At 37.0% G+C, this 17,268-nt stretch carries 6 protein-coding genes and 1 pseudogene; all 7 read right to left on the bottom strand.

Annotated features, from left to right (window positions below; translation table 11 throughout):
• A pseudogene (locus ACK4R1_RS14510) lies at positions 1-1,402 on the bottom strand (hypothetical protein); the annotation flags it as partial.
• Between the two features lie 136 nt (positions 1,403-1,538).
• Positions 1,539-3,461, bottom strand: a complete 1,923-nt coding sequence (locus tag ACK4R1_RS14515) for an OmpA family protein (RefSeq protein ID WP_409688645.1) — start codon at positions 3,459-3,461, stop codon at positions 1,539-1,541.
• Between the two features lie 12 nt (positions 3,462-3,473).
• A complete protein-coding gene (locus tag ACK4R1_RS14520) occupies positions 3,474-4,409 on the bottom strand; it encodes a type IX secretion system membrane protein PorP/SprF (RefSeq protein WP_409688648.1) in 936 nt (311 codons plus the stop codon).
• Between the two features lie 57 nt (positions 4,410-4,466).
• Entirely contained in the window at positions 4,467-13,238 is an 8,772-nt protein-coding gene (locus tag ACK4R1_RS14525; protein WP_409688651.1) for a choice-of-anchor J domain-containing protein, read from the bottom strand.
• A gap of 454 nt (positions 13,239-13,692) precedes the next feature.
• A complete protein-coding gene (locus ACK4R1_RS14530; protein WP_409688654.1) occupies positions 13,693-14,853 on the bottom strand; it encodes a tetratricopeptide repeat protein in 1,161 nt (386 codons plus the stop codon).
• Positions 14,853-16,442 (bottom strand): tetratricopeptide repeat protein, encoded by a 1,590-nt coding sequence (locus tag ACK4R1_RS14535; RefSeq protein WP_409688657.1) that lies wholly within the window; start codon positions 16,440-16,442, stop codon positions 14,853-14,855. Before ACK4R1_RS14535 ends, ACK4R1_RS14530 begins: the two co-directional genes overlap by 1 nt.
• Positions 16,443-16,659: 217 nt before the next feature.
• Positions 16,660-17,268: T9SS type A sorting domain-containing protein (locus ACK4R1_RS14540; RefSeq protein WP_409688660.1), on the bottom strand; the 609-nt coding region annotated here is incomplete at its 5' end.

The raw sequence follows: 17,268 nt of genomic DNA on the forward strand, positions 1-17,268 counted from the left end.
AAATCGTTGCTGTTGGCAATGCTATTACCGTTACAAGGGCTGAACCTGTTTGGGATTGACTACAAACCGGCGCTCCGGGCGAAGCTACACTCACTAAATCATAAACGCTATTAACTGTCAAAACAGGCGTTGTAAGAGAAGCTGATCCGCTTCCATTTAAAACGATTGTTTGATTAGCACCGCCATCAATCGTATAAGTAACCGTAGCATTGGGAGTACCGGTAAAGGTAATCAGTGTAGAGGTACCTGAACAAATCGTAGTTGACCCCGATATGGTAACTGTTGGTAAAGGATTAACTGTGACTGTAACCGATTGATTTAGTGGTTGCGAGCAAATAGTAGTTCCATTGCCATCGATTGCTCTAACCCCTGTTAATAAATACGTTCTAGACGGCGATGGAGATTCTGTTAAGGTATATGTACCGGTTGCATTTAGTATAGCGGTCTGTGTTGGTCCGCCATCAATAGTATAATCAAAAGTAGCGTTGGGTGTTCCTGTAAAAGTAATGGTAACGCTATCGCCTTCACAAATTGAAGTGCTTGATGTACTTATGTTTGCAGTAGGTACTAAATTTACAACCAAATTAAAACTTGTAGTACTATAACAACCCGCAACAACATCGGTAACCCTAACATAAATGGTTTGCGGATTGGAAGTATTGGCGTAAATATCAGGTAAAGGATTTACATTGTCAATCGCATTTGCCAAAGTAGTATGAAATGATATTATATTATTAGTGGTATCGGGATTTATTAGTGGTCTAACTGTATTGAGATTATAAATTCCAACATTGGGTGTATTACTACACGTTTGCACATCGGGAATGCTGTTCGCCGATGGTGGCGCAGTAAAAGCCCCAGTTCCTGCCATGGCTGTTCCTGTCCATTGAATTTGAAAACCACCATCACCGGACGGTCTATCGATTGCAATATAATAGGACTGACCCGGCAAAACATTCAACCATCTTACATACCCATTCCCATTGGCACCCGGACCAGTTTGAGTAAGCAATGTTGAACCATACATACCGGTATGGTTGTTAGTCATTCCGGCTTGTTGCGGATTGGTCGTTGCACAACGAATGGGAGCGCCTAAAGCACCACAAACCGCATTGGGCCCAAATACCCAAAAATCATAATCAACTGTAATACTTGGATCATCTGGAATTAAATCAAAACCCAAAGTTCCGGCTTGCACTATATTGATTTCTAACCAAAGTGAATTACTTTCAAATCCGCCACAGGCATTAATTTCCTGTGTATTTCCAATTCCACTGGCATTAGAAGTAAAACTTCCGTTACCACACACTATAATAGCATTGACACAGTCATTGGGTTGAATTTGTGCTGTAATCAAATTGGTGAAAACCAATGCTACTATTAATTTTAAAACATTCTTCATCGAATCATTATATTTATGCACAATAGCCAATCTCAAATTTTCATTGAAATTAGCTATCATTTTCCAATCATTACATTATTAACTATTAACCCTTAAGTGAATGATTGGGTATCCTATTTTAAATATTGCTTACAAACTATTTTTTAGCAATCAAGAACTCTGAACGTCTGTTCTGTGCGTCTTGTTCCTGAGTACAATTGATTCCGCATTTTACTTTCTGTTCCATACTTCCAAATCCTTTTCCGGAAATTCGTCCTTGAGAAATACCTTTTGAAATTAGATATTGAACTGTGGATTGCGCTCTTTTTTCTGATAAATTCAGGTTGTATGCTTGACTTCCTTTTGAGTCGGTATGCGATTTTACAAAAATCACCATTGAAGGATTGTCTTGCATTACTTTTACCAGTTTATTCAATTCTACAGCACCTTGAGCTGTGATATTACTCTTATCGTATTCAAAATAAATCGGGTTTAAAATCACTTCGGTATCGGTAATAATCACTTCTGATGGTATCAAAGCAACCTCAACTACCGTTTCACCGGCTTTTATAGCTTTCACAGCCGAAGTAGCCGTTTCAAAATTTTGAGCCGATGCCTGTAAGCCGTAACCAACATTACATTCTATCGGATAAGTTACTTTTCCTTCTGCATTAGATTTCTCAGTAGCGATTACATTTCCTTTTAAGTCTAAAATAGCTACAGAAGCATTGGCTAATGGTGCTTTTGTTTTGCTGTTGGTAACCAAAATAATCGCCTCTGCTTTGCAAAGTGGTGTGGCTGAAAATATATCGTCAGAACCATTTCGATTAGACGAAAAATAACCAATATTCAAGTTTTTATTGAAACTGAATGAAAAATCATCTTTTTCACTATTCACGGGTTTGCCTAAATTCTGTGCCGGTTTTGAATCATTCAAATTAACTTTATAAACATCATAACCACCGAATCCTTGTCTGCCCATAGTGGCAAAATACAATGTGTTGTCTTCGGCTATGAATGGGAAATTTTCTTTATCTGCCGTATTCACATTTGGTCCTAAATTTTGAGGTTTACCATAACCGTTCGCTTCTACGGATACTTTCCAAATATCAGATTCGCCTAATCCGCCAGGCATATTCGAGGCAAAATATAAAGTTTTACCATCTTTACTCAAACTTGGATTGGTAGCGGAATAAGTTGTACTATTGAAAGGCATTGCTTCAACATTTGACCATTTTCCATCAACTTTAATGGCTTTGTAGATTCCTTGTTGACCTACTTGGGTATTGCTTTTTTTGTTTTTTTCGTATTGTCCTTCACTGTGTCCGTCTCTGGCAAAGAACATAGTATTGCCGTCAGCACTGAGCGTTACAGGGCCATCATGAAAAGGGGTATTCAATTCTTTAACCGGAGTTGGCTCAGAAAAGTTTCCGTTAGCCTCTTTAGTCGATTGATAAATGTCTAAATAAGGTTGGTTGTTCCATTTATCCGTTTTGTTGGAATTGTTTCTGGTACTGGCAAAATAAAGTACATTATCATTGGTTAACAAAGCCCCGAAGTCACTTTGCCCTTTGCTTTTGATATTAGTTTCCGCAGTATCAAATAATTTTGAATTGTTGGCCAAACTCGGAATGTAATTTGGGTTAGCTAAATGCTCCTTCGCTCTTTCGTCCTTCGGCATCATTTTAGCAAAAACATCCATTTGCTTGTTGGCTTCAGCATATTTACCCAGAACTTTCAACGTTTGTGCATAACGGTAATAGGTTTCAGCCTCAGCTTTTCCTTTCGCAGTGGCTTTTGCATACCATTTTGACGCATTTTCAGAATCAAAAACGTTGTAATAACTCTCCGCTAATTGGGAATAAATGTATTCGTTAGCGCCTTTGCTTTCTGCCAGTCTTTGGTATTCTTCGATTGCAGCAACGTATTGGTAGCTTTCAAAAAGTTTGTCAGCTTTAGCTGTAGCGCTATTTTGGCCGTAACTTGCTGTTAGTGATAATATCAAACTAAAAGTGATATAGGCTTTTTTGCTCATTAGCATAGTATTGTTGTTTTGGTATTCGATAATCTTTGATTTCATGGTTGGCTCTTTTTAGAAAAATCTAGGTGAAACAGAAACTTTTTTAGACAAATTTAAGTCAAATAACAACATAAACTCATGCGAAGCCGGAGCAGTTCCTCTAATTTCTGAAATAATATGATCATAAGCATATCCAATTCTAATTGACGGCGTAACGGCTACGTTAAACATGGCGCCGAATGAGTCGTCTAAACGATAGGTTGCACCTATTTCATACTTCTCTAAGAACAAAAAGTTAGCCGAACAATCTAAGGACGTTGGTGCTTTGAATGCTGATTTCAACATGAAAGACGGTTTGAATTTGGTATTAGGCGACAAGTCAAACACATAACCACTGGTTAAAAAGTAGTGCTGGGTATCGCTTCCAAATTGGTATTCTTGTCCGTTTCGAGTAATGTCAAGATGTTTCCCGTCTAACATATTCGGCACCGACAAAGCGGCATAATATTTATCGGTATAGAAAAACAATCCGGTACCAATATTTAATTTGATATTACTACTGTTTTCATCAAAAGCAAAATCGCCCGGTTGCTGTGTGTAACCATTTCCGATATCTGAAAACAGTCCTATTTTTTGGAAAATAGCACCGGCTTTTAAACCGAAAGCTAACTTACTTTGTCCGCCCATACTAACGGTATAGGAGAAATCCCCAAATACGTTGGTTTCTTCCACCGGACCGATTTTATCTGAAACAGCAGACAAACCCAATCCTACATTTTTTCCAACCGGGCTATGAATAGCAAAGGTGGCTGTTTTTGGAGCGCCTTCTAATCCAACCCATTGTTGGCGGTAAAGTAATCCTCCCGAAATATTTTCTTTTGAACCGGCATAAGCAGGATTCATCACGTTCATATTATACATGTATTGCGTATAATGTGGATCTTGTTGTGCTTGTACTTCCACTGCGAACAATGATAGTAATGCCAGTACTAAATATCCTTTTTTCATTAGGTGTGTCATTTTTATTTATTTAAGCTTCCCAAGAAACTATCTAAAACTATTTGATTAATACTCTCTGTTTATATAAACCCAACCTGTTTTGTTGGCGCCTTCATTGGTATGAATGCTATAGAAATAAGTTCCGTCCGGTAATTCATCACCACCGTCTGATTGTCCTCTCCATTGGTTGGTATAATTTCCGGAGAAAGAGAACACTTTGGTACCGTAACGGTTAAAAATGATGATATCTTTCACGCCATAACCGGTCAAATCAAAAGTATCATTGACTTGGTCATTGTTAGGCGAAATACCTCTTGGAATCACTCTGCAAGGATTGTTTACCACGGTAAAACTTTGCATTGTCTCACAACCATTCAATTCAATAGTCACTGTGAAAGTCAATGGTAAAACCAAGGATGGATTTTGGGCCATAAATTCGTCTACATTCAATGAAGCATTATTACCAACAGTAGTTGTTCCATGAGTCCAAGTATAACTTGCCGCGTCTGAGTTAAAGCTTACGTCGATAAGCCCTAGTGTCAACATATTGTTTTGACAAGAAGCATCGATTGCGAAATTCAAGTCAGGCGCAATGGTAATTTGGAATGTACTTGTACCACCAACATTACAAGTAGCTGTGTCAACAGGAATTGTATAGGTAATAGTATAGTTGCCTGAATTACTTACTTCAATATTGATTTCACCGGTTGTTGGGTTGATGATTAAACCAGCTGTTGCACTGAATGTTCCACCGGTTGTAAATCCGGTTACCGTTGTTGGTAAAGCATTCGCTGCATTGGCACAATAAGTAGTATCATAACTGAAACCTGTTACCGGAGTAATTCCTTCTGAAATCACAATCGTTGCAGTAAATGTTCCTCCGTCTGTACAAGTTAAAGTACTAGCATCAAGTGTGTAAGTAATTTGATGAGAACCTAAAACTGATGTGGTCACCGCTCCTGTCGTTGGATCAACCGTTACCGAAGTTGAACTAAATGTTCCGCCAGTTGTAAAGTTGGCAGGCAATATTGGTAATGGATTAGCCGTCGCATTGATACAAGCATTAGCATAACTGAAAGTTACATTTGGCAAAGCCAATTGGTTTACAGTTATTACAGCAGAACCTGTTGCTGCTTGACTACAAGCTGTAACACTTGAAGAAGTTGCACTTACCAACGCATAAGTTGTTGTGGCAGTTAAAGCTGCAGTAGTAATGGTAGCATTACCTGACCCATCTAAAACTATCGTTTGGTTGGCACCGCCATTTACTGTATAAGTTACAGTAGCGTTTGCTGTTCCATTAAATGTAATCGTTGCATTTAAGCCGGTACAAATGGTAGTTGTTCCCGAAATCGTTGCGGTTGGTAAAGCTTCCACTGTTACTGCAGCAGAACCTGATTGTGTTTGAGAACATGAGGATAATCCGGCGCTGGCAACACTTACTAAGTCATAAGTAAATATTCCGACTGTTGTTGTTGGCACACTGATGGATATGCTGTTCCCGGTTGTTGTTGTTAAAGTTTGGTTTGCCCCACCATTGATAGTATAGGTGAAGGTATAAGGTTCGGCACCATTGGCACCTGTAAATGTAAGGATTGGATTAACCGCATTTTGACAAACCGTTGCCGTTCCGGAAATAGTAGCAGTTGGCAATGCTCCTACTGTAATAACAGCAGTACCAGTTACGATTTGATTACAAGTTGATGTTACAGAGGCCACACTTACTAAAGTATAAGTACTATTAGCCGTTAAAGCAGGTGTAGTAAGGGTTGCAATACCGTTGCTATCTAAAGTAATCGTTTGGTTACTTCCTCCATCTACTGTGTAAGTTACTATAGCATTTGGAGTTCCGTTAAACGAAATTACCGCTGTTGCTCCTGAACAAATAGAAGTAGTTCCTGAAATTGTTGCAATTGGTAAAGCATTAACTGTTACCGTTACTGTTCCGGTTTGTGTTTGGCTACAAGCTAGAGTTCCTGCAGCTGTTACACTTACTAAAGTATAAACACTATTTACCGTTAATACCGGTGTAGTTACTGATGCCGTTCCTGCACCATTCAATACAATTGTTTGATTAGCTCCACCATCAACAGTATAAGTTACTGTTGCATTAGGGGTTCCATTGAATGTAATAGTCGCTGTTGAACCTTCACAAATTGCTGTTGAACCTAAAATAGTTGCTGTTGGTAATGCTTCTACAGTTATTAAAGCGTTACCCGTTTGTGCTTGACTACAAGGATTAGTTCCTGCAGAAGTTACACTTACTAAATCGTAACTAGCATTTGCTGTTAAAGCTGCTGTAGTCAATGTAGCCATACCTGTCGCATCCAAAGTAATCGTTTGGTTTGAACCAGCGTTTACGGTATAAGTTACTATTGCATTTGGTGTTCCATTAAATGTAATTATGGCTGTTGAACCTTCACAAACTGTTGCTTCACCAGAAATAGAAGCCGTAGGCAAATCATTTACTTGTACTACAATTTCAGCGCGAGGTCCTTCACATCCGTTGGCATCAACTGCAGCAGCGTAGTATACTTGCGAATTTCCGGCTGAAGTTGTACTTGGTGTTGGTGCAACTGCAGTTCCAGTTCCGCCTACTGCTTGAGTATACCAATTAATAGTATTTCCGGTTGAAACGATTGCGGTTAATGGCATCGCTACATCATTTACACAATAAATAGTTGGATTAATTACCTGAGCGGTTTCTGTAATCCCTTGTTTTGTAATGGTTATTGATTTTTCACAATAACGAGATTTCCAATAGAAAACATAACTTCCCGGTGCTGTAAATCCTGACACATTGGTAGCGCCACTATTTGGATTGGCAATAATGGTCGTAGCAGGATTATTAGCATCTGCTTCCCACATCCCTACTCCGTTGGCATTGAAAGCCATAGCAGTAGTAACACAATCTAAAGTTGTATTTTCTGTATCAATAATGATGTCGACATTTGCTTTAAAGTTAGCGGCATCTAAAAGATGTCCAATAGCATTTCCTACTGTACGGAAAATAAAACGCGTGGTGGTTTGACCATTAGGAACAGTATAACTTCCTTGAATTAAATCCCAATTCACACTATTAGCAGCATCCTCAGCAATTACTGTAAATGGTCCTGAAGGTGGCCCTGCAAATAATTGAAGCGTAGTACCCGTAGTACTCGTTTGTCTGGTCGCACTGGCAAAGCTGTAATCCATTATCGTAATTTCAGAAGTATCAAAGTCTTTGTACAATCCTTTAATGTTAGGATCGGTCGGATTCCACTCATTCTCTCCATCTTGTGTTAATTGAAGACATTGTCCGCCTTCAAATGGTGTAACGCCTATGTTGTTTCCTTCAAGGAAGAACATAGTACCCCAATCGGTATTGGTTCTCCAACCCGGTGTTACTCTTGAGTTAATAATAGTCGAAATTCCTGTTACATTCTGCATCGGCAACTTCTCAAAACTATAATTAAAAGCATCCATATCACACAAATCTTCCGGTGTAGTCACACAGATATGGAATGTTTTATCTGATACTCCGGGGTCATTCAAAGTCAGTCTGATTTTATAAGTATTCCCAACCACTAATTCACTAGTATATTTAGCTACAAAGGAATTGTTATTGCTGCATCCTTTTTCGACCAAAGAACCATCGGTTTGCACTTCATACAAAGACATCATGATTTGTGGCCAAGCACCAACATAACCACCGGTATAATAAGTTCCCGGGGCAAAATCACTTAATTCAATAACATGGACTTTTGAAGTAGCTATGAAATCGTACCAAATATCACCATTGTTTACGCCAGGACATGACGTTGGAACTGTGGAAGCCGTTGCTGAAATGAAAGATGCATCTGCCCCTGAAACTTCACAAGATAATCCGGCATTTACTTCTAAACGAACAGCATTAGCAGGCTCGTCATTTCTGATGAATACTTTTGGCCCAGACCAATAGCTTTTATCAGAAGGACTACAAACGGCACGAACCAAATATTCATAAGTACCGTCAGCAGCATTTATAAAATCTGCTGCTACCGGAGTATAAGATGGTGAATTCACTATAGTTCCTGATTGCGGAATTGTTCCGTTTCCATAAGGTTGTACAAAAACCTCCCATTGGGTTTCTAAACCGCCTGGTGTCCATGAGAAAACACCTTGATTATTTACGGTTAAATTGGTTGGTTGTGGACAAGTTACCACACCACAGCTGGCAATCCCTGTAAACAAAGTTGTATTTACTAATCCTAATCCTAACGGACTAGTCCAAACAATATTATTAGCTTCGTCTCTGATTACGATTTGCGCTTCTGAATATTGCAAACCGCTACCAAATCCATTCCAATATAGGGAGTACTCAACACCAGTACATAGGAAAATAGGATAATCTAAAACAGCAGGCTGACCGAATCCTGGAAATTCAATGGCCTGAACTTCTACTCCATTTTGAATTACACTTACATTATCAGTAACAGTACCTGTATTTCCATTAGTTACTGAAATCGTATACTGACATACATTAGTATAATCACATTTTGTCAAAATTTTGAACGGCCCAACCCATTCGCTTTGTGATGAATCACTACAAATGGCTCTCACATAATATTGGTATAAAGTTGAAGGAGTTAATCCTGTAACTGTATAAGGATGAGCATTAGCGGTATAAAGGTAAGCCGGCAAAGTATCTCCGGTTGGCGCCGGTGTTCCATAAGGCTGTACCGAAATTTGCCAAGAAGTTTCAGTACCGGTAGTTTCCCAATTCACTTGTGCTGATACATCAAGTATATTTGACGTTGTAACATTGATAACCGGAGGACAAGCCGGTATATCTTCTATAATTACATTGTCAATAAAAGTATATTGACCTCTGTAGTTCCATGGGTTTGGCGGGAAAAATGGGGTATGGAAACCAATATTAATATTGGTATCTGATGTAATATCAGTTAAATTAATAACTTTTTCTCTAACAACAGTATTATTAATAACCTCATGAACAAAAGTAATATTTAAAGGTCCTGCTATTGTTGAATAAGCACCTTGAGATATCGTTACTGTTAGTCCATTGATGGCAGTAACTGTTGCGCCAAATGGAATTTGCCAAGCAAGATCGGCTCTGTCTCCTATCCTAACACCTTCAACAGAAGTTAAGGTTATTGTATTAGAACCCTGAACTATACCTGTAGCATCTGTAGTGCGGACAATATTATTTTCATATAAAATGGTCGTAAATTGATTAGTAGCTACCCCGTTCGTAGAAAGTATTACTTTTAAATCTTCTTCAAAATCCTGACCATAAAGTGTTCTGTAATAAAAACGCAACCTTTGTCCGGCATGTGCCGTAAGTGTTGGTGTAATTAACCAATCATTATTGGCTCCATTCATGCCGGTAAACAAAGCCGCCATCTGGTTACCAAACATTGGATTGGCCGTTTGGTTAAGATTCCAAGCGTTAGCATCTCCATTAACATTATAAACCGTCCAACAGCTTTCCGTTTGTGAATTACTGTCAAAAGTTTCGATAAACGGAGTTGGCAAGGCATTACAAGTGGTTCTAAAAGAGAATGGCCCAACCCAAATACTGCTTTCTGCATCATTACAAACTGCTCTTACATAATATTCGTAAGCTGTGTTTTCTGTTAGTGTTGCTTGGTATGTTGGAGTTGTATTTACTGTAATTCCTGAGCCAGTTGGAACTCCTGTTAATGGTGCCTGGATAACCACTTCCCACTGTGTTTCGGTTGCTCCAGGTAACCAAGATAAATTGGCTGATGTAGGTGTAATATTGGTTGCTGTTAAACTAGATGAATTAGGATTTGGACAAGCCGGTGCATCTTCGATTACAAAATCATCTATAGTTACCAATCCGGTTTGCGTCGGATTAGGCATATTAGGAGGAAGACGGAAAGCAATATAGGTTGTTCCTGTTCCTGTAAATAAAACCGAATCTTCCATAAAACTTTCGTTAGTGAAATCATGCAACGGAATCAAAGTAGTATAGTTAGCAAAATCTGGGGTTGAAGACATTAATACTTCAAAGTTTCCTCTTGGGAATAATGCGACAGGACCTATTGGAGCAGTTACCCTGTAATTAAAACGCAGTCTTTTTGGACCAACAGCATTCACCGGCACACTAATTAACCAATCATTATAAGAAACAAAAGGATTGAAAAAGTTAATTGGTTGTGGTCGTATGTTAGCATCGGTAGCATTAATAATCCATCGCGCTGGGTCACCATCAACATTATTGGTAGACCAACAAAACTTCTTGGTATTAGGATCAGTACTATTAAAGCTTTCATAATATGGTGTTGGCTGTTCAATACATAATGTATTAAATTGAATTGGTCCAACCCAGATACTTTGCTCAGACGCAGAACAATAAGCTCTCATATAGAACTCATATTGTGTAGATGGGTTTAACCCTGTTATAGTAAACGGGTTAGTGTTTACAATATTTACAACAGCTCCCGGAGCAAACGGCATTGTAGGTGTACCCGTTCCTAAAGGCTGCGCTACTAATTGCCATTCGGTGTTTTGAAACCCATTTGTCCAAGAAATTTCAACTGAATCAGTATCCAATGTTCCCGGAGTAACTACAGGATATGCCGGTTCAGAACAAGCCGGTAAATCTTCTATATAAACATCATCGATATATAACCAGTTTCCGGTTTGCAAAGCTCCCGGTGGCACTATCCAAGCAATATTGATATCTCCTGTAATATTTGGTATTGGAACTATTATTTCAACAAAGTTATACGCAGTAGTATAAGAAGTTAAAGGGATTATGGTTGTGGTAAAATTTGATGCGCCTACTCCTGTTGTAGAGAGTTTTACTTCAAAGGAACCCGGTCCTCCAGTTGGATTATCCACAATTAGACCCCAGTTGCCATAAATATTGTATTTGAATCGAAGTCTTTTTTGAGTCACTCCATCTAAATTGAATTTTGGTGTCACCAACATATCATTGTTTTCCCCTTCAGTTGAAGTACGCAATTTCGCAACCGGCTCACTAAAAGCATTTGGACCATAGTGAAAAGCATTTAAATCGTTGTTTAAATTCAAAGAAGTCCAACATGGCTCAGGTATCCCATTGGTGCTATTAGCATTTGTAAATCCTGTATAATAAGGCAATGGTAAAACATTACATTGTGTTGTAAAAGGTCTTGGTGCTGACCAAGTTCCGGGAGCACCACTACAAACAGAACGTACATATAAATTGTAAGCTAATCCGGGAGTAAGTCCTGACAAAGGATTATTAATATTGGTATTGGTTGGCGTACCTGATTGACCGGCTGTTGGTGCCGGTAAAGTGGCTGGTAAAGCAATATATTCCCAAGCACTCACTAAATTTTGAACATTGTCCCATGAAGCTGTCGCAGTGGTCTGCTGCAAATTATCAATATTTATTGATGGTTGTGAAGGCGATGGACAGTTTGATCCACTGATAGTGAAAGTAAAACAAATTCCGGCTCCCGGATTAGTTCTTTGGTATGGGGATGAAATTACAAACACATAATTTTGTCCCGCTTGGACATAAAAATTCGGAATTTGTACCGGCACCCCATTTGAAGAAGTAACAATTGCAGCTAAACAACCTGCAGATGTTCCAACACCGGCACAGCCATCAAATACAAAAACACTTGAAAGCGTATTGTAACAATTATTACCACCACCACCTGAGGCAGTATTTGCTACCTGCGTAATATTAATTAACCCTGAAGTGGTTGGCGTATAAGAAAGGTAAATGTGATTTCCTAATAATTGGTTTCCAGTCTGACCGATAGGTTGACAACTCAATCCCTGGCTATTCAATTCCACATAAGTATTGGCATCATAAAAATCATCGTGATTAGCACTTAACACATAAGGTGTTGTTGTTACATCAGAAGGTATATTTATAGCCGTATTACAAGACAATCCGACTGTAGTAGTTGTAAATGTAAAAGGGCCAGCCCAAGTACTGTTGGTACTTGCGTCGCAATTAGCAATGATATATACATCATAAGATGTTGAAGGCTCTAAACCTCCTGCATTATAACTGTTTCCGGTTGGAGTTCCAGTTGTACTATGTCCGGCTCCGGTTGGCACAACGTCTATTCCAAATTGCGTTGCTGTTGGGTGTGTCCAAGATATAGAAGCACCAGATTCAGAAGGCACTATCATAGGAGCTGTTACAGGAACACAACTAGATATTACCCTAACACCGTCAACAAACCAACTATCACCACTAGTTGAAGTAACACCGGTTTGGTTGGTTACCGCAACAAACGCAAGATAAATCGGAATCCCCGCAGGAATGGTTGGAATAGAAACTATTTTTTCTTCATAAGTTGTTGCTGCAACGTTCAATTGTGCTTCTGTCCAACTTTGTAAAACCACATTAAAACTACTGATATCAGGCTGATTGGCCGTAGAAATCCTTAACTGATAAATTGTTCCTCTGTTGGTAAAACTCCCTTGTTTGGTATAAAAACGTATTTGACCATCCGTAGGCGTCAAAAACTGTGGTGTTATCATAAAATATTCGGCTGTGGTACCAACTGTATTATTTAGCGCAGGGTTAACTGTTGCGCCTCCACTGCCTAAATAACCTCCTGTAGGGGTATGAACCCAGTTGTTTGCCGGAGGTGAAACTAAATTACTAGTAACCGCCCATGTTCCGGGAATACCGCTTTCGAAATGTTCTGTTGCCAATTGACTATACCCTAAGTTGGTTAGAATCAAGAAAAATAGAACGAAAAATCGTTGACGAAATACTTTATCAATAAAGTAATCTACATTAACATTATTTTTTTGAAAAATGCCATTTACTGATTTTGGCAACGTAGTTTCAAAAAAGGGATAATTTTTCTGCATTTTATTAGTTATTAAATTGGTGATGTTAATTCATTTTAAAAATTAATTTTCGGGAATAATTACTTCCTCAAATTAATTCGAAATATTGTTGGTCATTTTGTCTTTTTGATGTCAAAATTTTACCTTTTTTTGCTAAAAAATAGCCGGCTGAAAAAAATTGAAGTACAACAATTCAAATGGCTGTTTGAAACGTGAAATATTGGCTTTTTTAAAGCAAAATCAGCTTCATTTTTTATTAATAAATGCTATTGTTTAAGAATAAAATTGAAGCAACACACCTCACTTAAAGCCTTGATAAACAAGACAATTTCATTATGGCTTACTAAGATTTCAAATTCCTTACACTAAGATACAAAAATAGCAAGTGTAGAAAAATCGTTTTGCTTTGTAATTTACTGAATTTACAAAGTACAACAGGGTGATTTTAGAGTGATTTGGGGGTAAAAAAAGAGTCTTAAGCTTCTTTAGCTTTTTTATTTTGCAACACGTAGATTTGGTTCTTTACGGCTTCAATTTCTTTCCCTTTTCGTTTAATAATTACGTAGAAAAATAAAACAATTAAGACCAAAAGAATGAATAAAAACAATAACAAATAATAGAATTTATTTGACAGTTCTGTTCTTTTTGCTTTTAACTCAAGTTCTTTGACTCCTAAAGATTCGCCTACAGAATTTCTTTCGCGATCTTTAATTAGTTTTTGAACATCGATAAATTTTGCTTGGTTAATTTTAAATTGTTCCCATTGATTGGTTGCCAGATAATTTTCGGCCAAACCTTTGTAAATTTCTTGATTTAAAATTAAGTCATTCACCTCTGAGGATAAATTTAATGCCTGGTTTAAAGCTTTAATGGCTTCTAAATTCTTGCCTTCCAAAGTGTATACTTTAGCGGAACCTTTAAGTGCAAAAGCCTCTAAACTCTTTGCATTAACCTCTTTAGCAAATTTTGCAGATTCATTAAAACTTTCTAAAGCCAATTTATTATTGTACATCAAGAGGTAACAATTTCCTTTATTATAGATTGCAATACTAATTTTGGGTGCAATACCGGCTTTGTCTTTAGACTTCTTCAATTCGGCAATTCCTCTGTCTATATAAGCAATCGCTATGGCGCAGCTTAGTTTTTCTTTGTAAATAAAACCACGAACAATAAAGTTTTTACCCAATTCAGAATGAATAGAGTCTTTATTTGGATACTCTGAAATGAGCTGTTCGGCTTGGTCTAAATACTGAATTGCTTTGTCATATACCTTCAATTGATGGTATTGAATACCGGTTTTGTTGACTATGGTTATTTTTAATAATTTATCATTAGATTCATTTAACAACTCTGAAGCATTGATAAGATATTCCAGCGCTTTTTCATAATCTCTTTTGGCAGAATAAGCATCCGAAATCAGTTTATAAGCTTTGATTTTATAATCAACTTTGCCTTCGGCTTGTTTGACAATATTTTCTCCGATCTTGATGGCATTATCAGGATTGATATAAATTTCATTTCCGGCGGCTATCAAAACACTATCAAGTTTCTTATAGTTTTGGGCATACAAAGTACTAGCTGTCAGTAGCCCAACTGCTAATATGAAAAAAAAGTTTATCTTTTTCTTTGTATCCATTATTCTTCTAATAGCGTATTTTCTTTTTCCTGATTCAATAACTCTATAAATTTGACCGGCGATATACCGGTTATCGATTTAAATACCGTGGCAAAACTACTATGAGATGAAAAACCACAATTTTCTGCTAAATAACTAATCTTATAATTGATAAAATTTGGATCCGTTTTTAATTTTTCAATAATATAATTGATGCGCAATTTATTGATGTAAGTATTGAAATTCACATTATAATGCGTATTTATAATCTCTGAAAGATACTTGGTGTTTGAGTCTAATTGACCCGCTAAAACCGCTAAAGAAATGTCTTTATTGATAAAACGTTTAGAACTCTCGAATCGTTTTAACTTGTTTAAAATATGTTCTTCCGTTTCCTTTAAAATTACGTTTTTTCTAGGCTCATTTTTTTTATCGGTGATGCTGAAACTGCCAATAAGATTACTTCTGGTTATTTCTATATAATTGATAATTACATCTAGTCCTTTTTTACGTTGTACAATCTTCTGCCAAAAGAAAACACAAATTAAGATTACCACTAAAAAAAAGCCTGAGACTATATAAATTATATGAAGATAATTAGATTTATCATCTTCGTATTCCTCGGAATATTCATCAGAAATAAGATTGTAAGCCGAATTTATAGCTTCTTGTTCTTGTGCTTCAGTTTCGGTTTGAACCTCAAAAAATCTTGCATTGGCTACCTTATAATTGGCCATGTCATTCAGGGCCAAATAGCTGGGATTTTGCTGTTGAATTATTTTTACTTGCACAAAAAGATTATCAAGTATTTTGGCATAACCCATCGCTTCATTATCAAGTGAAATCACTTTTTGATGGTCTTTTTTGGCAAAATATACATCTGCTAACCCTTGAATAGCTTCAATTTTAGAGTAAATATCGCCATTACTTTGATTATTAGCCAAAGTGATGGCAGACTCGAAATATTTTTGGGCTTCAGCCAAATCCTTTTGTTTAAAAAACAATTGCCCTAGTGTAATCAGATAATTTAGTTCTAACACAGCATTGCTTTTGAGAATTTTGTTAGAAATAGATTCTTGTTCTTTGAGCAAACTCAGTCCTTTCTCTGCCTTGTTTTCTTTTAATAAAAATCTTGCTTTTTCAAGAGCTATTAAGGCTTCCGAATACAATTTTAATTGGCTATTAGGTATGTTCTTGAGATTGTTTTCTAGTTTATTAAGGATATTCTTGGCTTGTTTATCAAGTGTCAACTCTCTTAAAAGAACGATTTTACCAATCTTTATATTGATTTTTTCTTCTTCAGTCAAATAGTCTTCATAGCTTTTCTCTTCATAAAGAAAATTCAAGGCACTGCTGTAATCGCCTTTGATAAAATAAGCTTTAGAAATCAAATAATTGACCTTAGCCTTTTCCTGATTACTGGTATTGGTCTTGCTTAATAAGTATTGAGCAATTTTTAGGGCTTGATCCGGATTGGAACCGACCAAATTTTCAATATCATCAGACAGATAATGTTTGTTTAGTAAAGATTGTGCATTGCTATTTGAATGGAGGAATCCAAATAGTAAAAAGAAATAAAAATATCTATGAGTATTTATAAGATATTTCATGAGTTAATAAATTAATGTCAAAGAGTCTGCCCCCGAATACCGCAAATATATAGAATTCTGAAGACATAAATAATTTTTTGAATTGATAAAACAAACTATTGGAAAGAGAAAAATTAAAGTAAAAACCATTAAAAAACCCTCCTCAACAAAGTGAGAAGGGTTTAAAATCAAAAAAATGTATAAAAAAAATTAATCTACTTTCTAATTGAATTTAATCTTAATGCTGTTTAACTACTTTAATCACTTTTGAATCACCATTAGAATCAACTTTCACAAAATAAGTTGATGATGGTAACGATGACAAGTCAATTTGAACGGTATTCTGATTTGTTTTTCTATCCATCACTACTTGTCCAATCATGTTAATTACAGTAACATTAGTAATCTCTTTTGAGTAACTCATGTTAAGAACACCGGAAGTTGGATTAGGATAAAAACTAAAGTTGGCATTATCAAAACCATTTGTTCCTAATGCAACAGTTACTGTTACCGCAAAAGGTGCACTTGGACATCCGGCAGTGACATTTACTGCATAATAAGTTCCACCATTAGTCAATACAGTAGTGATTGCTAGAGGATTAATTTGTCCTTGAGCATCGGCTAAAGAACCATACCAAATTACATTCGTTGGACTTACCACTAAATCTTCTAAAGTTGCATCATTCACATCTGCAACAGAAATAGTTTGTGTTGAACTACCGGTTGGAGTTGCTGAAGAATTAATCGTTAACTCTAACGTTTCTGTATTGCATCCGGTTACTGAAGTATAAGTTCCCGAAGCTGTATAAGTCGTTCCGTTTACTGACCAAGTATAAGTATCACAAGC

This window comes from Flavobacterium sp., assembly GCF_046293665.1.
Classification (GTDB): Bacteria; Bacteroidota; Bacteroidia; order Flavobacteriales; family Flavobacteriaceae; genus Flavobacterium.